General features: G+C 42.0%; 16 protein-coding genes. 3 read left to right on the top strand and 13 right to left on the bottom strand.

Annotation, left to right across the window (positions count from 1 at the left end; translation table 11 throughout):
• Positions 1-196: 196 nt before the first annotated feature.
• The gene (locus tag KNO61_RS12045; protein ID WP_214688429.1) at positions 197-1,501 is read left to right on the top strand and encodes a replication-relaxation family protein; all 1,305 of its coding nucleotides are present in this window, start codon (positions 197-199) and stop codon (positions 1,499-1,501) included.
• A gap of 46 nt (positions 1,502-1,547) precedes the next feature.
• Here the strand turns inward: KNO61_RS12045 and KNO61_RS12040 are convergent, their stop codons facing one another.
• From KNO61_RS12040 to KNO61_RS11995, 10 genes are all read right to left on the bottom strand, one after another.
• Positions 1,548-1,730 (bottom strand): hypothetical protein, encoded by a 183-nt coding sequence (locus KNO61_RS12040; RefSeq protein WP_214688431.1) that lies wholly within the window; start codon positions 1,728-1,730, stop codon positions 1,548-1,550.
• Positions 1,731-1,748: 18 nt separating this feature from the next.
• On the bottom strand, positions 1,749-2,312 hold the full coding sequence (locus KNO61_RS12035) for a thymidine kinase (RefSeq protein ID WP_214873476.1): 564 nt from the start codon (positions 2,310-2,312) through the stop codon (positions 1,749-1,751).
• A gap of 144 nt (positions 2,313-2,456) precedes the next feature.
• Entirely contained in the window at positions 2,457-5,621 is a 3,165-nt protein-coding gene (locus tag KNO61_RS12030) for a hypothetical protein (protein ID WP_214873474.1), read from the bottom strand.
• Positions 5,622-5,739: 118 nt separating this feature from the next.
• Positions 5,740-6,975, bottom strand: a complete 1,236-nt coding sequence (locus tag KNO61_RS12025) for an SH3 domain-containing protein (protein ID WP_214873472.1) — start codon at positions 6,973-6,975, stop codon at positions 5,740-5,742.
• A 193-nt stretch (positions 6,976-7,168) separates the two neighbouring features.
• Positions 7,169-8,779 (bottom strand): stalk domain-containing protein, encoded by a 1,611-nt coding sequence (locus KNO61_RS12020; RefSeq protein ID WP_214688437.1) that lies wholly within the window; start codon positions 8,777-8,779, stop codon positions 7,169-7,171.
• A gap of 143 nt (positions 8,780-8,922) precedes the next feature.
• Entirely contained in the window at positions 8,923-10,662 is a 1,740-nt protein-coding gene (gene recJ, locus KNO61_RS12015) for a single-stranded-DNA-specific exonuclease RecJ (protein ID WP_251030834.1), read from the bottom strand.
• A 102-nt stretch (positions 10,663-10,764) separates the two neighbouring features.
• Entirely contained in the window at positions 10,765-11,286 is a 522-nt protein-coding gene (locus KNO61_RS12010) for a metal-dependent hydrolase (protein ID WP_214873470.1), read from the bottom strand.
• Between the two features lie 152 nt (positions 11,287-11,438).
• Positions 11,439-12,047, bottom strand: a complete 609-nt coding sequence (locus KNO61_RS12005; RefSeq protein ID WP_251030833.1) for a helix-turn-helix transcriptional regulator — start codon at positions 12,045-12,047, stop codon at positions 11,439-11,441.
• A 150-nt stretch (positions 12,048-12,197) separates the two neighbouring features.
• Complete coding sequence (tmk, locus tag KNO61_RS12000; protein ID WP_214688441.1) at positions 12,198-12,842, bottom strand: dTMP kinase; 645 nt, start codon at positions 12,840-12,842, stop codon at positions 12,198-12,200.
• 24 nt (positions 12,843-12,866) lie between these two features.
• The gene (locus KNO61_RS11995) at positions 12,867-13,643 is read right to left on the bottom strand and encodes a metallophosphoesterase (RefSeq protein WP_214873468.1); all 777 of its coding nucleotides are present in this window, start codon (positions 13,641-13,643) and stop codon (positions 12,867-12,869) included.
• 144 nt (positions 13,644-13,787) lie between these two features.
• Between KNO61_RS11995 and KNO61_RS11990 the strand changes: the two genes are divergently transcribed.
• Positions 13,788-14,138, top strand: coding sequence for a hypothetical protein (locus KNO61_RS11990; protein ID WP_214688445.1), 351 nt, complete (start codon positions 13,788-13,790; stop codon positions 14,136-14,138).
• Positions 14,139-14,166: 28 nt separating this feature from the next.
• On the opposite strand, the gene KNO61_RS11985 is transcribed toward KNO61_RS11990, so the two are convergent.
• The 3 genes from KNO61_RS11985 to KNO61_RS11975 form a co-directional block, all read right to left on the bottom strand.
• Complete coding sequence (locus tag KNO61_RS11985; protein ID WP_214688447.1) at positions 14,167-15,126, bottom strand: hypothetical protein; 960 nt, start codon at positions 15,124-15,126, stop codon at positions 14,167-14,169.
• Positions 15,127-15,196: 70 nt separating this feature from the next.
• Positions 15,197-15,985 carry a S1 RNA-binding domain-containing protein gene (locus KNO61_RS11980; protein ID WP_214873466.1) on the bottom strand — a complete coding sequence of 263 codons (789 nt, stop codon included), beginning with the start codon at positions 15,983-15,985 and terminating at the stop codon, positions 15,197-15,199.
• A gap of 22 nt (positions 15,986-16,007) precedes the next feature.
• The gene (locus KNO61_RS11975; protein ID WP_214873464.1) at positions 16,008-17,186 is read right to left on the bottom strand and encodes a hypothetical protein; all 1,179 of its coding nucleotides are present in this window, start codon (positions 17,184-17,186) and stop codon (positions 16,008-16,010) included.
• A gap of 289 nt (positions 17,187-17,475) precedes the next feature.
• Between KNO61_RS11975 and recD2 the strand changes: the two genes are divergently transcribed.
• Positions 17,476-19,770 carry an SF1B family DNA helicase RecD2 gene (gene recD2, locus KNO61_RS11970; RefSeq protein WP_214873462.1) on the top strand — a complete coding sequence of 765 codons (2,295 nt, stop codon included), beginning with the start codon at positions 17,476-17,478 and terminating at the stop codon, positions 19,768-19,770.
• The last annotated feature ends 250 nt before the right edge of the window (positions 19,771-20,020 follow it).

Raw genomic sequence — 20,020 nt, 5'->3', positions numbered from 1 at the left:
CGGCTCTTTTTTTCTTGTCTATAATGTAAAACATTTTTGCACAAAAAGTCAACAAATATATTAATAATTTTATCATTTATATTTTGACTACACGCCTATATTTAGTTCTAGTCCGACAAAAGCACAGTTGTAAATCCTAAGAAAATCACATAGAAAAAGAAGTTAAAAGATTATTTCTATAAAGGAGGAGAAGCCAATGCGCAAAGAATTGAGAGATGCGATTAATAAGCTTGAAAGGGTTGATATCAAACTCCTGCACAAGCTTTATCTTTTCCGTTGTTTGACCGTGCGCCAAGCGTATCGGGTTCTTTATAAGGATATCTATGATTCATTCGTAGAATTTGAAAGTGAGCGATTGGATAAATTGGTTGAAATCGGTGTCGTCGAGAAAGTGGGATTCCATGTGGATAATTTCGCATTGTTCCTGACGACGAATGGTGTTGATATTGTAAGAGAAGCTGTCCAATTGCCGGCTCAGATATTCAACCCCGACACGAAAACGGTGAAACGTGGGTATTATCGTGCGGGTGAATTGCGAATGAGTCCTAGACTTATCAACCACCAGGTTCATTTGAATCAGTTCGTTTTAGAATTTTCGGCAATCGCAGATGAGTTGGGGCACACCTTTAACTATTTTGACGAAAAGTATGTCTCACAATACTTCGCCATTCGTCCGGACGGATTGATTCAAATTTTTGATACGGATTTCTTTATCGAGATGGATATGGGGACAGAGAGCCAGAAACAGTTGATAGACAAATGGAATCATTACCGAGATTTCTTTCGTTCTCAAGAATACAATGAGAAGGAGAAGAAGATTGTCGTGCTATTCGTCACTCAGACAAACCGGAATCTCGAATCGAGAAAAGATATCGTGAGATTCACCGCATCTCAAACAATCATTGATGTCTTCGGAGAAGGGTTTGATATGCATATCGGTTCCCGTGAGGAACTATTACATCTCGTGTTCGAAGAGCTGATTCCAGACATGGTTTACCAAAATGACACAAAAGCAAAGATTCTACGGCTCTTGTATCAGTATCATGACTTCGGGATTGCACCGGCGGAACGCCTTCGGAACATGCTTCACGATACCACCTATGAATATTACATTCGTCGGTTGAATGCTGATGGTGAGATTCGTTCTCTCTTCGGGAGAGTCCAAGAATTTTTAATCGATGATTATTCAAGTCAACCGTTATCTGTTCTGCATAAGATAAGTTATCACAAGCGGAACTCGAACTCGTACCGATTAAAGATGCAACGAGAAATACCATATATCGTGGTTGTTTCTGACGAGCAGACATTGTATAAAGACTTGCTAGTCACGGATATAAAAAACCCTGACAATGTCTTTTTCACTACTGTCACCAGGTTGGAGAAAAGAGACTTTCATGATGCCCTCTTTCAAGTAGACCAACAAGGGAACTTGTATCACTTTACAAATGATGGTCTCACTGAGCGGGTATTTGAGAGCAATCTCAGAGAAGATTTAATCTAGTTTCCTAAATAACGAGAAAAGAGACCTTACATTGAGGTCTCTTTTCTTATTGCTGTATATATTCACGATTCGCCTTAGCAATCTCCTTTTCGAGTGCTTCACGGTTTTTTTCGTACTCTGCATCTAGATATTGGAGAGATGCTTCACTCAAACCTGGAGTCTTCTTTCTGAGATAGGCTAACAGGACATCTTTTTTCAATTGATGTATCGTTTTCTCTTTTCTATACATGATACATCCTTCCTTTCATTATTTTTCTTTTTTAGAGTCGTAACAATGGCGACACAGTGCCTCGTATAAATCACTATGACCAAGCTCGACTATTTTATCGTTGGGTATCTTCTTGTGACTTATATAGGCATCCTCACCGCATCCCATACAAACTGCTTTGTGTTTATTCACCTCATCGGCTATACTCATCAGCTGTTGCGTGACGTAAAACGGATTCCCTTTGAAATCCAAATCCAGACCCGCAACATAGACACGCTTCCCCATCTGAATCAATGATTGAATATCTGATATGATATTGCTAGAAAAGAACTGGATTTCGTCAACCAGGACGACATCTGCAGATTTCACTTCATCCATTTCAATGATACTTAAATGTTCACAGACGCTTGTTGCAAGCACCTTGTTGCCATCATGTGTCATGAGATATGTTTCGCTGTAACGATTGTCCAATTGTGGTTTTATAAAGATGGTGCGCAATCCGGCATATTCATAGCGTTTCCCCTTTCGCCTAATCGCATCACTCTTGCCACTAAACATCGAACCACATTCCACAATCAAACCCTCTTTGATTTTTTTTGTCATTTTACCCACTCCCTTTTGTCTATGTTGTCATTCATATATTCTCTCGTGATATTCTATGCCATTTAATGTGACAATTCGTTATTGGACAGACAAAAAGAAGGATGAAATCATCATTCATCCTCCTTTATTGGCATACATCGAGTGTTACTGGATAATGCTGTCCACAAGGTCATCAGTTGCTGACCCTTTCACTTCAAAACGAAGGTCATGATTATCGCCTAATAGATTTGGCTCATAGACACTCAAACCATTTACTTCATCAAGATTTTTAGTTGGCACACCATTGATTTGAGGAGTCCAGACTTCGAGTTTATACTCGCCATCCTTCACATCTTCTCCAATATACAACTTCCCTGGTTCAGTGATACCCATGTCGCTTGTTGTCTTAAGTTTATAGACAAACAATTGATTCTCAACGTTCCCAAGTTCACTTGCCTTCTCATCTAAGACCAACATTGGAGCTGTTCCATTAGCACCTGAGACTGAAAGTGCTTTGTCTAGACCTGGTGCCTTGATGAAAATGTCTTTTGGAATGTTTGGTTCTACGTTGAACGGGCGTACCGATACACCTTCGCCAGTTCTCTTCAAGCGATTTTGGAAGTTAGGAATCGCCACCGCTGATGGTTGTGTGCTGAATGCGTTCGTCTTATAAGCGACTTCAACCTTGAGCTCGTACCCGTAACCGGCTTTGATTCGAGGAAGTCTAGAAGCTGTTAGCATATCAACCCAACCTTTAGCATCTGCTCCGAGCTGTTCACGGTTGTCTTTCGTGAATTTCGAGCGGAATAGAACACGCTGAATCTTGTAAGATTCTTCTTGTTCAACTCGTTTGATAGAAACGTTCGGTTTGTTCACATATTTCGTGAAGACATACTCGTTTCCGCTCTTCGAACGATATGGGATACGCTCTCCCTTGAAGCTTGTCACGTTGTATTCTTGAGTCCATGAAGATGAAGTGTTGCGTACCCATTCTTCATCGCTAGGTGAAAGCATATATCCAGATACATATCCGGAAGTATTGGCATTCCCGTAATTGTCTCCCTTAGGCAACGAGATGAGCCCAAGATTTCCAAGTGTTGATGCTTTGTTGTTAGCTTTGACATCTTTCGTCTTAGAATACTCCCAAGCATCGTCGGTATCATTGATGTGAACGGTAGCCGCCATCCAATCGTGAGGCTTCACGTCAGCATCCATTTCAATTACGATGTTTTTATTTTTCCCTTCTACGACATGTTCTGAGAAGTACTCTGTCTTCCCATCAAGTGTCACAGAGAAATCGATGTCTTCTTGGAAGTTTTTCTTGACCGCTTCTGAAGGAGCGTCTTGAGTCAGAGTGAAGCTGACGGCAACTTTCATCTTATCTCCTGTTGCAGAACGTTCTGTACGAGGGACGACCTGAAGGTTCTCGACGCCATAATCATATGGTCGTTGCCATGTCTTCGTATGAACATCGTTCCCTTGATTATATCTACTGTATCCATCCGAGATTTCAAAGTCGCCAGTAGCTTTTACATATGGGTTTTCATACAACACAGCTTCCTTCGTTGTGAAGGTAAACTTCTGACCATTTCGAACTTGTTTGTTCAAGGTGATAACTTCTTGAGAATAATCGGAAGCTCCACGTGGCAATTTACGTTCGATGTTTGATGCGACAGAAAGTCGGACATAAGGATAAATCCATTTCTTGAACTCGTAATAGACGTTCCCGTCCTTATCTTTCTTCTTCTCGTAGTCTGCATATCGAATGTCTCCACCGTTATATTCATAAGTGTAGCGTACACGATACTTCTCACCAGGGATGGGTTGTGCAACGACATTGCCATTTTCACCGATTAACTCAATCTTCTCCATTTCCATATCCCCTGGTTTCGCTTTAACTGCAATTGGGAGGATTGCCGCATCATCATCCGTGTTTAGATTGTCTTGTGATTCTTTGCGATGGTCAGCTCCGATAAGACCTGTCAACATGACAGAGCTATCCGCTTGGTCATCAGGGATGACGATGTCTCTTAAATAGAAGTTCATCGACCCTTTCGCCGGAATTTTACTTCCTTTCACCGCTTTCAAGAACTCGTTGCCGTTTTTACCACGGAAGTTCGATGGATAAGAAATGGTTGGGTCATAGTTCTTCTTGAACCCTGTCTCAATGACTGATTGCGACAATCGGGTAGCGGTATTGTTCAAGTTTTTGACTGTTACTTTAAGGTCGTACTTTGTTTGAGTGTAAAGTACTTTCTCTCCACGATACGAAACTTGTCCGGTTCGTTTCCCTGGGGTTGTATTTGTGTACACCCCTACCACATCTCCTGTGCTCTTCTCGATTACTTCCATACGTGTAATCATCATATTTCGTTGTTCAACGTCATTGATTACCGCATATTCCATGTAACGATAGACAGGATTGCTTGAAGAACTTACATTCCAAATTCCTCGTAAGAATCCGGTATTATGAAGTGCCGGAGCCGTCAACGAGAGACGTTCCATCCAGTACGAGACGGAATAGTTTTTGCCTTTATGGGATTTCATAGCAGGGTTCTGGTCTAGAAGTTTCTTGACAAGGTTATATTTCATGTCGTAGTGCTTCTTCTCTTCTTCCAATTTATCTCGTTTCTGAGGGTCTTTCTCAGCATTAATCATCGATTGTGTGATACGACGTGCGGTGTCAAATTTTGAACCAGGGACATAGTTCGGTAATTTTGAGCTCTGCCAAGGTTTCGTGACATAAGGATAGCTGAAAGGATGATAGTTGTAGCCATAATCCTCAGGGAAGAAGGCATTCCCAGTCGTTGTCGCATCAGAGCTGTAACCGAGGTAACGCCACTCACCGAACCGACCTGCGAAACTCCCTGTTGTATCCATGTTTACACTTGAAACAAAACCGCCTGCAGTTCCCTTTTTCACACTCGCAACCGACTTAGCTTTTGTTTTAAAGTTGTGATTGCTTTTAGAGGCAAGTAGACCACTGGTCGTCCATGCGCTGACATTTCCTGCTTTTTTGGTTTTGACATTCTCATACACACCGGAATAGTTAGACAAGCCGGTCTTCACGTCACGTGGGCGTACTGGGGAATAAAAATAGACTCCGTTTTTGTATGTCTTGTATACCAATGGACTTCCTAGTTTTGAATACCACTCAGCACGTTCATTTTTTTTAATGAACGCCATTGCGGTCTTATCCCACGGGTGCGGAATAAGTGATGAGTCTCCGCCATTGATATAATCCTTCGCCATGGTTGGAGTGGAGTGTCCAGACAATGCCAAAGTAAACACAGCTCCAGTAAGGAGTGATTTTTTAATTGTTGTATTCATGTAATTCCCTCCATCCTTTTTATAATCTTTCTTATTCTATATAGTGGAGGATAGAGTATTCACTATTTAGTTGTTCAACCACAAAAAAAACGGTACCGAATCGATACCGTTACGTTACTTATTTTGTTTCAATTCGAAGAGAAGAGCCAAATGCTTCGAATTCGAATGCCTTTCCACCGAATGTTTTGACTACAATCGTTCGTCCGGAACCGGCGTTGTAAGCGAATTTTTCAAATTCCTTACGAAATGCATCATAATGTCCCGCTCCTGCTGTAGCCGTCACATAAACCTTGATAGCCGAGTTATATTTGTCGTACCAAAGTTTGTACTCTTCTTGAACTTCCTTTCCAAATACATCTGAACGCTCATAAGCCGCATTGTAATTCGTTCGGTCAAAGAACATGACCCCTCGATTTTCGGAGAAAACCATTCCTGAAGAACCGAAATTCATCACGTCTCCGGTCTGTTTGACCGTATGGTTGAGCTTGAATTGACCATCAACCGAACCTGACTCACGTTTAAATACCGTTTCGAATAATTTTGCCTTTTCAACAGCAGACAAATTGTTCGTTGGTTTAGGTGTTGGAGTTGGTTTTACCTTTTTCGGGTCATAGACATACTTAGTAGGGACATATCCTGTTTTCGCACCGTACTTGACTTGTGTCCAAGAGCCGTAAGCTTTGAGGAAAGTCACAGACTTGCCTTTAGGAATCGTCGTGAGTGTCTTATATTTGCTACTACGTCCAGATTTCAAAGCAAGTGAACGAGTTGTCTTGTAAGACACCGAAGTCGATGGTTTCGATGCGGTTGTCCCTTTAGAGATATATTTCGTCGGAACGTACCCAGTCTTCGAACCGTATGAGACTTTTGTCCAAGAACCGTATGCCTTCACGTACTTAACAGACTTACCTTTCGGAATGGTTGTGAGTGTCTTATATTTGGTACTACGCCCAGACTTCAAAGCAAGTGAACGAGTTGTCTTGTAAGACACCGAAGTCGATGAATTCTTACTTACTGTTGACGCTTTCACTTCTTTCAGATAGCTTCCATAAGAGTAACCGGTTTTCCCTTTGTATGTCACCTTGTACCAGTTTCCGATTCTGAGGCTTGACGTGACCTTGGCTCCCTTAGGGATTTTAGTAATCGCTTTATACTTAGTAGAGGCTCCACTTCGTACAATCAGATTTGCTGTCGTCTGATAAGTTTTCGTCTTGAATTTAGTTGTGGTCGCCGCATGTCTCACAACGGGAGAATCATCTTTGGCTAATTCTTGCCCTGCAAAAATACCACCAGTGAGAAGCCCAAGCGACATGACTACAACTGCCATTTTTTTCTTGAAATTTGACTTTTCCATCTATTTTCATCCTCTCGAAATTCCATATAGTTTACTTGATTACAGTATAAGCATCCTTTTCCAATTAGTCAAGTTTTTTTTACTAAAACACTCGACACCTCTCTTTCTTCAATATATCTAATTGTATTTAACATATAGTCAAAACATAATTGTACATACAAAAAAACGGACTCTCGCCCGTTTTCGTTATGAATTAATTTTTGTTGAATGATAATTCGGAGCTGTCTGCGTCCCATAGAAGGATATAGTCGAATGCTTTTGAAAGTTCGTTCATTTCAACAAAAAGTGTCGCTTCTTTGACATCAGGAGCGATGCCGATATCGACTTTCTTTCCTTTTGATGTGACAAACGTACTCTTCAGTTGATAGACCACACTTGCCTCACCTTTGCGGACAATGAATTTATCTTCTTGCTGTTCAACTGTTGCACCCAATGCTTCGGACACTTCTTTTAACGGAAGCAAGACACGATTGTCACGTACAATCGGTGAATTAGACATTTCCATCTTCTTCCCATCGATGCTTACCGTTTTGGCTTGTTTACTTACGACTTGCTGTTCGAGAGATGTACTTAATCCGATTCGAGTTTTAAAGATTCGAATGTCGATGTTCGGGAATTCTTCAAACAATTTTTCGATTTCTCTTTCCGAATAGTTTTTCTTGATGTCTTTCACCACAATCGGTTTCTTGTCGATGACAATCAGGACTCTTCCGTTGTCTTCAACAACATACCCACCAGACTTGACTGCAATTTGATAAAGTACATCTTTATACTGTTCATAGTTTGCATTCATATTTTTATCTACTCGTAACCCTGTGTCGAAATAGTACGGATTTTCTGATTGCTTGTCGAGAGAATACTGAATGGTATATTCCGACTCTGCATTTTGGTCGTTCGTCAGGTAGTCAAGTTTAGTTTTATCAATTGACAAGAATGGGTTCTTTTCTGAAGCTTGGGAGTCATTACCTTTAATTGAAGTCGCTGAATATCCATACAGATAAGGGTGACTTTCACGACTTAATTTCTTTTTACCGGTTTGAACGACCTTCCCATTTACATAGGAATAACTCACCTCATACCAAGTGTCTCCGATTTGGACTTGTTCTGTTCCCCCACCTGTCTGATTGAAGTCTGGAATAGAATTGCTCGCATTGGAGTTTGGTTTATTTCCGGGCGTTCCTGCACCAGGGGGTTTAACACTACCTTCCGATACAGGTTTTTGCTCATCTTTTACATAGTCATCATACATATCATCCAACGAATTGTCCCAATCTTCTGGTAGCTTGACCGTAGGGTCTTTGACTGTCATATAAAAATCGAGCTTGCGATTGACAAGTTTAAGTTCGTCATCAATCGACTTATTCGTATTTGTGTCAATTAAATCTATCAAGTAGAATTTCATGACACTGTTAAGTGATTTTCTGACCTCTTCAACCCATTTGTTCGCCATTTTAGGGATTTCCTTGTCCTGATATGTCTTAGGCATAGCATATAATGTCATCTTTAAGCGTTCGTATAGCATATCTAATTCATTTCCTTCTTCATAAATCGAAACATCTTCGATTGAGAGTTTGTCTGTGATTTTGATAAATGCTTGATAAGCCGCAGTGACATCTTTCTCTGACCTTGTCTTTTCCGCCTTGATGACTAACGGAAGTACCGCCTCATATGCTTTTTTCGCATCTTGGTTGAACGGGAATCCTGATTCTGCATAGACGGCTGACGGTTGCATGACCGTTGTCCATCCGGATAGAGTCACAGCAGTAGCCAATCCTACCGCCATCCATTTTTTATTCTTCCCCATGTGTACTCCACACCCTTTCATATAAATCCTTTTATTTTCTTTATCCTATATTGTCTGGCGCACTCTCATAACCGATGATAGATGCAATCTTATAAAAAGAATGTCGGATACAAAAAAGCTCCTATTTCTAGGAGCTAACGAATTTAGGAGCGAGTAGGCGTTTCATGACATTTTCGAATATGATTTTCCTGCACCATGAACTGAACTTTCACTTCGCCACGAAATACGTTTAAAGACGGATAGCCAATCGTGTCAACCGTCATCGGTTCACCAAGTTTTTTAAACTCTTCAGCATAACGGAACATGATGATTGATACTTTATCTTTGCTCTCAAGTTTAAGATGATTACTTTCGCTTCCCATGTAGTGGGCTTTCTTGCCTTCGAAAGATTCTAGCTTGAGAACCGGTTTTGAAAAACCTTGTCCGAAAGGACGTAGTGTATCCAACTCATCCGTGTAATCGATGGTGAGGTCTTTTGTATTCACAATAGCATCAATCACCAGTTTCGGTTCCAAGTCTTCCTGTTTGAGTTGGGCGCTTGCTGTCTCGTTGATTCGTTCACGAAGCTCATCAATCTTGTTGATGTCAACGGACATCCCACATGCTCCGGCATGACCACCGAATTTGAGCAAAGCGTCTTTATTCGCATGCAAAGCATTGTTGATGTGGAACCCGTCAATTGAACGTCCGGAACCTTTCGCAATACCGTTATGCTCTGTCAGTACGATGGCGGGGCGATAGAACTTTTCTTTGATACGTCCTGCCACCAACCCGACAATACCCTCGTGAAACGAAGGGTTGTATAAGACATAAACGGTCTGCTCTCCCATTTTCTCAATCATTTGCATCGCAATTTCTTCTTGCTCAGCAGTGATTTCTTTTCGTTGAGCGTTTAGTGAAATCAGTTCATCCACCAATTTCTCCATTTCTTCCTCATCTTCAGAGAGGAACAGGTCTACAGCGAGGTCGATATCCCCAATCAATCGACTCGGGGCATTGACCATCGGGACAAACAAGAATCCGAATGTCTCTTCATTAATCGTGGATGCGCCGGTCTTCTCCACAAGTTTGGCGAAAGCAGGTCGTTTCCCTGACTTGACTCGTTTCAAAGCCTCTTTTACAAAGATGCGATTCTCGTCCATGAGTGGCATGACATCACCGATTGTTGCCATGCCGACGATATCGATGAGGTCTTCCACATAGTCCAATTCCAAATCCATTTCATAATATAACGCCATCATGAATTTATAGATGACCGTTGCGCCACAAATTCCTTTGAACGGATACTCATCCCCTGGTCGTTTTGGATTGATGATGGCTTCGGCATTCGGCATTTTTCCTGACGGGTCAGGGTCGTGGTGGTCGGTTACGACAACTCGAATCCCCTTCTTCACAGCATACTCGATTCCCTCGTATGCCACGATACCATTGTCTACCGTCACAATTAGGTCAACATCAGGATAGCGTTCCAATAGGTCATCCATCCCTGAAACATTTAACCCATATCCATGCTTGAAACGATTATTGATGAAGTAGTTCACATTCGCCCCTGCATGTCTCAATCCGAGCACTCCAATCGAGGTGGCAGATGCGCCATCTGCATCATAATCCCCATAGATGACAATGTTCAGCTCTCTATTGATAGCATCCTGTACAATCTCGACAGCCTTCTCCATATCCATCATCAGATACGGGGAATGAACTTTCATCGGGTCATTGTCAAAGAAATCTTCAATAGCAGTCACGGTGGTGAAACCACGGTTGTAAAGAATCTCGACGACGCTCTTCGACAGATGACGAAGTTCTTTTGAGGACTGCAAAGCTTTCAGCTCCTCGATTCGTTGAGGCGTCTCACTCGGTCGAACCCATAGCACGTTTTTCATATAAAACATCTCCTTTTTCAAATTAATGGTGTCAAAACTGAACGACACACCTGTATTGACTGATTGGTATATCTTATTCAGCCCGGCGTGTCGTTATGAGATTTATACGTAGAAATATATTGTGGTCGCTGTCAGAACAATGACGAGAATAGACACGAGGGCATCATGCTTCCCTGTTTTGAGATTCGCCACGTTAAATGATTTTCTGATAAAAGGATACAATAGCGGGATGCCGGACACGGTGCTCATATCAAGCAAGAGGTGACTAGCGAATCCCACACTGATGCCAATTGCAAATTGAGCATACAAAAAAGCAACCATGCCGGTCATTGAAAATGTTGGGATAAGAATCAGAATGCTCACTAAAATCAGTGCGAGCAACGAATGTGTTGCGCCCCGATGCCCGAAAAGCTTGTTGATGACCCAAGCGATTGGGAAGAAGATGCGTCCTAGCCTGCTCTTTGGATGGTCAATGTCGGGCAATAGACCTCCGATATACCCTCCAATCATCATCGGTGCTACGGCGATGAGAGTGTTTCCGCTTTGGATGTCTTTTGAATATAGCGCTGTCGCAGTAATGATTCCTGCGCACGTACCTGCAATCTTATGGGCACGATGCTTCATTGGCGCCCCCTCCTTCCTAGATGTGCTATATAGACATGGTATGCGGATGTTCAAAATTATATTGACTAAATAATATTATAATTATTGACTATAGTCAAAAATTGATGCGTCTATCTTTTATGGACATAAAAAAGAGCCTATCAAGGCTCTCGTCATGCATGTCGAATCGTTTGAACCACTCGTTGGAAACGAGTTGGATATTTCTCACGTAATCGTTTTTCGATAGTGTCTCTCGCCATCTTCTGAAAAATCTTCTCATCCCGACGACTCACTTGAGCTTCACGTGCTTTCTCAATTTCCTCATCCAGATGATTCTTCAATTCCTCATCCCAAATCCGCAAAAATTCTTCTTCACTTATAAGGGTCTCATTTTCAGTGTCCCAATGCTCGATGCCGGTCGCTTCTTCAATTTGTTTCACCACGGGTCCTTCTATCAATTGCAACCCTGCCAAATCCCAGAACAAGGCACGACCATCTTGTAAAACCATCGTTTCCCATGCCGAATCGTTAAGGGCGAAAATATCCTCCACAGATACTTGCAACACTTCTGCGAGTTTTAGCGCTACATCGATTCGAGGGTTCTGTTCCCCCTTCATGATGACATTCAGCGTTTGTCGGGAAAGACCAGTCTCTTTCACTAGCTTTGAAGCAGTCATTCTTTTATTTTTCATGATTTCTCGGAGCTTTAATCGTACAGGGGGCTCTTTTGATTCAATTCGGTATCCCATCTCATGTAAAAGTTCTAAACGTGATTCCATCATCTTTTCTGCCACCTCCATCTATGTGCACATATAGTACTTTAGGTCTACTGTAAGCCAGTTTGACGACGATTGTCAAATTTAATTGACAGAAAAAAGAGAAAGTGAGTCAAAACACTTTCTCCCTCTCTATATATTTTTTCACTTCATCGATTAAACAGCAACCGTTGCTTTGATTAATCCATTTAACTTATCCATTGCATTGCGAAGGACAGTCTCTTCATTCCCTGAGGCATCGATTTCAACAAATGAATGTCCTGGATACAAGAATGGTAGTGCCCGATAGCCTTCTCGAACCGATTCATGATAGGTGAATGGCTTTTCATCAAAATGGTTAATTTCTCGATTTGAATTCGAATGGATTCGTTCGATTCCGAGCGCCGGTTCGATGTCGAGATATAGGGTCAAGTCAGGAAGAACACCTTGAATTGCCACTCTATTAATCTCAAACACCTCTGAGACGCCCATCCCGCCCACGATTCCTTGGTACACCAATGAGCTATGAATATAGCGGTCACAGATGACGATAGCCCCACGTTCAAGTGCAGGCAACACCTTCTTTAGTAGATGTTCTCGTCTTGCGGCGGCAAATAGCAACGCATTCGTCGTCGAATCAAGCTCTTTTCCCATAATGAGTCCACGAATTGCTTCCGCCTCTGGAACGCCACCAGGCTCTCGTGTACACACCACTTCTACACCTAACTTTTCTAATTCTTCTTTCATCCGTTTAGAAAGGGTAGTCTTACCACTTCCTTCGCCACCCTCCAACGTGATGAACAATCCTTTTTGTTCGTTCATTTCTCAAATCATCTCCTTTTTGTTTTAACGTTCGAACGGCACATAGTCCCATTCGTCGTACTTATATACTTTGTAGACGCCGATAATTTTCCCGTTTTGAATTCTAACACCGTTCAGACATCCGGAGCCTCCTGCCCCGCCATCGATGCCGAACAGATTTCCTTCCTTGTTCACCCAGATTGGTGTGTCGTGCAAAGGGAGATGGTATGCACTTGTGTGCCCAAATAGAATTCGCTTCCCGGTATCGTTCGGACGAAGATAGAAATCCTGACGAATCCATAAATACTCCTGTGGTAGCGTCGAAGATTTCCAATCTTTAGAATGTGATTTGACTCCTGCATGGACAAACAGATAGCCATCCATCTCGATAGTGAGCGGGAGTGCTCGTAAAAAATCAATCAGCTCAGGGTACATCATCAAGATGTCTTGTGCAATTTTTTCAGGAGTGTAGCGCAATGATACGTTGAATCCGATGTCGTTACCTCCATAAAATGATTGAACGGTCTCCCTTCCACCTTGACCAAAATACCAATCTGGCTCAGCCGAAGGGTCATCCAGAAAATCTAAAAACATCTGGTCATGATTGCCTTTGACTGCAATCGCCCTTCCGCTTTCTACGAATTCTTTGACTAGCTTGATGACTTGAAGTGAATCTTTCCCCCGGTCACAGTAATCACCAAGGAGTAGCATCACTTCATTCTCTTCAACTTGTTTTATCAAGGTCTCAAGCAAATCGAATCTTCCATGAATGTCTGACAGAACGATGACATCCTGTTTTTTAATCTCTAGATGGTGACCCATTGGTAGTCACTCCTTTCATTTTTTTATTGCTTATCCTATACAGATGCGGGAGTTAATACAAATCCATCATGAAGGATTGAACCGTTTTTAGGTTTATTCCCCTCTTCCCTGCATAAGATAAATCAGAAAAGGAGGGGATGAATTATGAGAACGAGAAAACTATTAATGGGGATGCTATCTTTTGCATCCGCCTTCATGTTGAGCTCCACATTCGCCAGTGCTAGTGGTGGGCAGATGGGGATACCGAAAGACCTTTGGGGAGCACTTACGAATTTCTATCAAGAATATACGATTTTTGTTTATGGGGTCGTAGCGTTTGGTGTGCTTTCTGGTATCCTTGCTTTCATTATCCTATTTATGCAGTTGGGTGCGACTGGCTCTAACCCTCATGCACGAACGTTCATTATGTTCGAGTTATGTATGGTTGGGTTCTGTACAGCGATGTTAGGTGGCTTTCCGATTGTCATGGAAATCTATTTCAACATGTTTCTATAATCAAAAAAAGACCTCATTGAGGTCTTTTTTATTGCTCTTTGAAGTCGGCGATAGCTGTCTGAGCAAGCATGGGCTTATCTTTTGCCGTCCCTGGTTCAGGTTTGATAAATCGCAAGAAGGTACCCTTTTCACCGAATGGGTTTTGAATACGGTCTGAAGTCGTAAGGACAAATCGTTCGACTTCGGTACCGTTCGTCACGACAACACCTGAGTCAAGCGCTGTATAGTCATCTTCTGCCAATACGATTAAAATCGGCGGTTGTTCGACATCTACATAGAATTTTCGCCAAGCATTCGTCGTGAAGAGAGGTTCCATCTTTTGAATCCTATCTTTAAACTGAATAAAGGCTTCTCCGCTACGGACGACCTCCCCTACGACATATTTCTTCTCGAACCCGAACTTGTATGAGAACTCGAAAGCCGGAACAATGTTGTTTCCTCCTGCTCGCATAGTCGGGTTTTTCTTAAAATGCTCGACACGGTCTGGGATGGAGTCCATCAGTTGCAGGTAAAAATCAGTAATCATGAGGTCTCGTGCCACATTTTCAGACCCCTTGATATTCACATGCGAGAACCAATCGCTAGTGTCTTCATTTGTGAAGTGAGAAACGATATATTTGCCACCAAAGTCTAAGCAATAAATCATCAAGGCATCCGGCTCTAGGCGTTCCGTTTCAACCTGCCCCAACGAGAACACGTTGATAAGTCGGTATTGAACAAGCTTCTCCAAGCGGTTCTTGATGCTCTGATAGTTGTCCTCTGCATTGAAGAACTTTTGAATCTGCAATGCTGTTGCAAAAGTATGCTTGAACAAGAAATGTACAATCTTGATGTCTCGCTCAGTGAGTGTGCCATCGACTTTCATCTTGATGACGGAATTCTTAGAAACACTTGTCACGGCGAACGGATATCGAAACGTTTGTCGGTAATCATTCGGAATCTTTGAAATGTTTCCTTCATCTTTTTGTTTTACATAATTGAAACTCATCTATAATCCCCTCCTTGTTTGAAAAGAGGCAAGGGACAAGTTGTCCCTCACCACCTCGTTCCGATTCGCCTTACAAGATTTCTTCTTCTTGTTCTTCAGGAAGAACACGAAGGATTTTACCACGGACTTTACCTTCTTCGTTCGCCACCTTCGTGATACGGAATTGAACTTTCATACCCATATCAATTTCCACATCTTCCGGAGTCGGGCAAAGTGCATCAAGGTTAGGTGCGATGCAAACGAATACACCGAACGGCTTGATGTTACGAATCGTACCGACAACGACCTGGTCACGTTCGAACATGTCTAGGCTCACAACCGTATCAGACTTGTACTTCTGTGCCGCCTCTGCAAAGAGGTTTCCGTTTTGATTGACACGAAGCAACTTGATTTCGACTTCGTCTCCCTTTTGCATCACTTCAGAGATAGTCGTATAGTCTTCAGAGAAGTGTTTGTTTTGGAGCAAGAATGAGATGCCATCGACTTGTACGTATGCACCGAACTTAGTGAAAGTCTTGATTCGAGCAATCACCGTTTCGCCTGTAGCCATGCGTTCAAGTAACTTCGCTCGCTGTTCTTCAAGTAGCATCTTACGTGAGCAAATGACTAGCCCGTCTTCACGAATTTCTTTGACAACAACACGAATTTTCTTCCCAACATATTTGACCAATGAGTTCTTAACTGGGCGAATGTCGAATTCTTCACGTGGAACATATGCGACCACTCCGTCGAAATCGAGCATCAATACATCTGTGTCAAGCTCTGCATCATTCTTTGTCATGCGAATCGTCGATACGAGCGGACGACCTTCCGCCATAAATTTCTCGAACTTTTCTAGTACTTCTGTATTTTTTTCCATTTTAAATTCCCCCTTTAAGGTTTTACTTTTTAAATAATCTTTTGACGGAACCGAAAAGCTTGCCCCCATCTAAGGATGGCTCATTCTCTACTCGCTTGGCACTTGCCCCCCCATTAATCACCTGAGGTCTTGGTGGTGCGAGTGTCACGAACTGACCATTCTTGGATACAAACCCCTCATCCGCTTTTGTCCATTTGGATTTCTTATCATAGGCGTCTTCATCCTGAAATATTTCGCTTATTGGTTCTAGGGTGGTTCTATGTGGTTCTATCACGGGTTGGATGTCGATTGGGGTGACTGGTGACGTCATTTCTGTATCCATATCTACGCTAATCGAGACGGAAGGTTGTTCGACATCCTGCTGAGCAACCTCGACATTCGATTCATCCTCCTCCGCTTCTGAAGTGATGAGAAAGGTCTGTTCCTCTGTATACATCATTGTCTCGTTTTTTAATGATGTCGTTTCTTTATGAACGACATTTAAAGGGGCAGTATCCTCTTCGTCGTCCAGAATAAGAATTGTTGGTTCGTTACGAGTATTCTTTGTTGGCTTTGGTGCAGGTGGTGTCGCAAATGGGTCAAAATCGTCACCATCATCAACAATGAACGGAGTATCGCTAGAAGCTTTCGGCTCCACGGATTGATTCGTATCAACTTCATGTTTCACATGAAATGAGTCTTCTGGTTCCACGTGAAACAAAACGGATTTCTGATGTTCCACATGAAACGAATCAGGCGTTTCAATGGTTTCCTCTTCTTCTACGTCGAGCAGAATGAAGTTGCTATCTGTCTCAGATTCAAAATTTAATTCACTCGACATTCCTTCCGCATCAAGAGCGTCCATAGATTCCTTGATTTTTGCCCACAGGACAGGATTCCGAACGGGTTTGTCTATGACTGCAAAAGCGCCATGCTTCAAAGGACTTCTTTCTGAGTATCGGTGGTGAAGTGAGATGACCTTCAGTCTCGGATGTTTCGTCAAAATGGACACTATGTGTTCATTGTGGTCTTTTTCTGAGAAGGTACTGGACAACAGAAGAATCGACGGCTCGTAATCCAGATACTTCTCCAAGTCTGACGCATTGTGGGCAATGTATAAGTTGTCTGTTCTGTCATGAGTTGGACTGTCATTGATTGCACGCTTCAATAAGGATGTGATGGTTTCACGTTCCTCGGCTAATAAAATGGCATACTTTTTCATATCGCTACCTCCTTTTTTTCTGGCTCCCCAAATAGGAGAGACGCTTCATCTAGCGTTATTCTAATCATCTGAACAATCTTTAATACCTGCATACGTCCGAAGCATAGTTTGAAGAAGTTGCACTCACGCAACTTTCCCGAAACATAAACCGATAGACTGCATTGAAAAACCAGCCTGTTGACTACAATCCGTTTGGAAGAATTTTTTTCATAGATAGACACGGGTAAATTTGATTTTGACTATAGTCAAAAATTATAATTGGTTTAACGTTAATGAGGAGTGGATGCAGATGAATGAGATGATTGGAAAGGCGAAGCACGCCGGACAGGACAATTCTTTTATGGTTCGATTCGAAATCAAAAAAGTTATGTATATGAACGCTAGTTCCAAATATGCCATTGTCAAAGCAAAACTCATGTCGAGCAACAAGACCGGTGAACCTTTACCAAAAGAAATGACAGTACAAGGGAAAATGGTTTCTCCATTCGTGGGTGACGTTTATGAAGGAGAGGGGATGATTTCAGTCCACCCTACGTTCGGTCGCTTCATCGAATTGACAGAAGTGCCTACTTCAACACTTCCACAAGTCGAATCTCAAGTGATTGATTTTATTAAACGAAAAATCAAAGGTGTTGGGAAGAAAAAGGCTGAGCGCATTGTCAAAACGCTAGGTGTCGATGCGATTTCAAAAATCTCTGAAGACCATAAGGTGTTGTTGGAATGTGGATTTACGGAACTGACGGCATTGAGCATCCATGAGAAACTTTCGGGACATCGTGAGTTCGAATTGTTGGTAGAGTTCCTTCAAAACCTTGCGTTAGAGTCGAATATAGCAAGCCCGATTTACAATCAGTTAAAGAGAGATTGTGTGAAAAAGATTAAGAGCAATCCATACATTATCTGCCCAATCAACACATTGAACTTCATGGATGCAGAAAAAGTGGCATATGCTCTCGGATTATCCCCAGAGAATCGCAACAGATATCGAGAAGCGCTATTATATTACATTTCTTATCGTATGGAACGCTATGGAGACATCTGTGTGCCAAAAGATGACATGATTGAAGATTTTATGTCAGGGGCATTCCTTTCTAAAGTGAGTCCTTATAATGATGGAAACCGAGTAGAAAAGGTTGAGGTCGAAGCGCTACTGCAAGAACTAGTTAATGAACGATTCTTGATTACGGAGGATTCTGTTGAGAACGGAAAGTCTTATGTCTATGACCCGGGCTATTATCACATCGAGGAGAACATCATAAAGAAACTCATCGAAATCAAGGAAGGTTTTATCAACCCTTTTGCTGAACGTAAACAAATCGATGACTTCTTGACTGAATACGAATCAAAATTCCTTACATTAGCTACGAGACAGCGTGAAGCAGTCTATATGGCGCTAGAGAATCGATTCTCGATTCTAACAGGGGGTCCAGGCACCGGAAAAACACAAACCACGAATACGATTGTGAAATGTATCGAAGCGATTAATCCATCAGCTAGAATTCGGCTATTGGCTCCAACAGGGAAAGCATCTAAACGAATGACGGAACTTTCAGGTAAAAAAGCTGAAACGATTCACCGTAGTCTCGGGATGAAAGGGTTTGGTCATGCCGAAGAACTCACTCCTATCACAGAGGACTTTGCAATCATCGATGAAAGTTCAATGATAGATGCCTATTTGTTCTCAAAACTTCTTCAGAACATCTCTCATAAAACCCGACTCATTTTTGTAGGGGATGTAAACCAACTACCCTCCGTCGGTCCGGGATTAGTGCTACGTGACCTGATTGAGAGTAAAAAAATCCCTTGTGTTGAATTGAACGAGATTTTTAGACAGGCGGCACAATCACAAATCGTGACGAATGCCCATGCCATCATAAAAGGTCTCACGACAAAGGATGCGGACGGCATGACGTTTGATTCGAAAAGGGGCGATTCTTACTTTATTCAGCGCTCAGATACTCGACAAATCCAACGTGACGTTATCGAGTCTATGCATCGCTTTATGAAGAAAGGGTTTAAGATGCAAGACATTCTCATTCTTTCAGCTATGAGAGGTGGGGATTTAGGTGTGGAAGAATTGAACCGTTTGATTCAATATGAGTTCAATCCGCCGACAGAATATATCGACATCGTGAAGCCTGACGGGATGATTCTACGGGTGGGTGACCGTGTCATGCAAATGGAAAACAATTACGACCTAGATGTTTTCAATGGTGATATCGGTACGATTTTGAGCATCTTTGTGCGCAGGTCTTCAGGAAAGGAAGAGACTGTCATCGAAGTCGAATTTCCAGATAAAGAAGAATCGGTTGAATATGTAGACAAGACGATTGAACAATTGGAATTAGCATATGCCATTACGATTCACAAATCACAAGGGAGCGAAGCCCCAATCGTCATCATTCCCGTACATCCGACACAAGAAAAGATGTTGGATAAAAATTTGGTGTATACCGCTTATACACGAGCGAAGCAGGTAGCCATCATGTTCGGAGATGAGGAGTTGTTAAATCGAAGTGTCAAGCGAATCAATACGAATGACAGGCACTCATTGATTCGAGAAAAGATTGTAGCAAACCTATAGAAAAGACTGTTCTACGGTCTTTTTTTTGTTTTATAGTCAAAATTTATTTGTGATAATAAAGCATTATGGATACAATTAAAATGACACAAATAAATAAAATAGGGGAGTGAACACTCTGAAGAGCTAATAGCGTGACATTATATAGCGAGATATGGAGTATTGTGATAATTCGTATCAGTAAAATGCCTGTTTTTACTTATTTTCTGATTGAATCAGTTATTTGTATCACAATGTGGCGAGAATTGAGTTT

Source organism: Exiguobacterium sp. s140, from assembly GCF_018617035.1.
In the GTDB taxonomy this organism is placed as follows: Bacteria; Bacillota; Bacilli; order Exiguobacteriales; family Exiguobacteriaceae; genus Exiguobacterium; species Exiguobacterium profundum.
The sequence above is the reverse complement of the archived record's forward strand: the minus strand, read 5'-3'. Positions and strand labels throughout refer to the sequence as shown.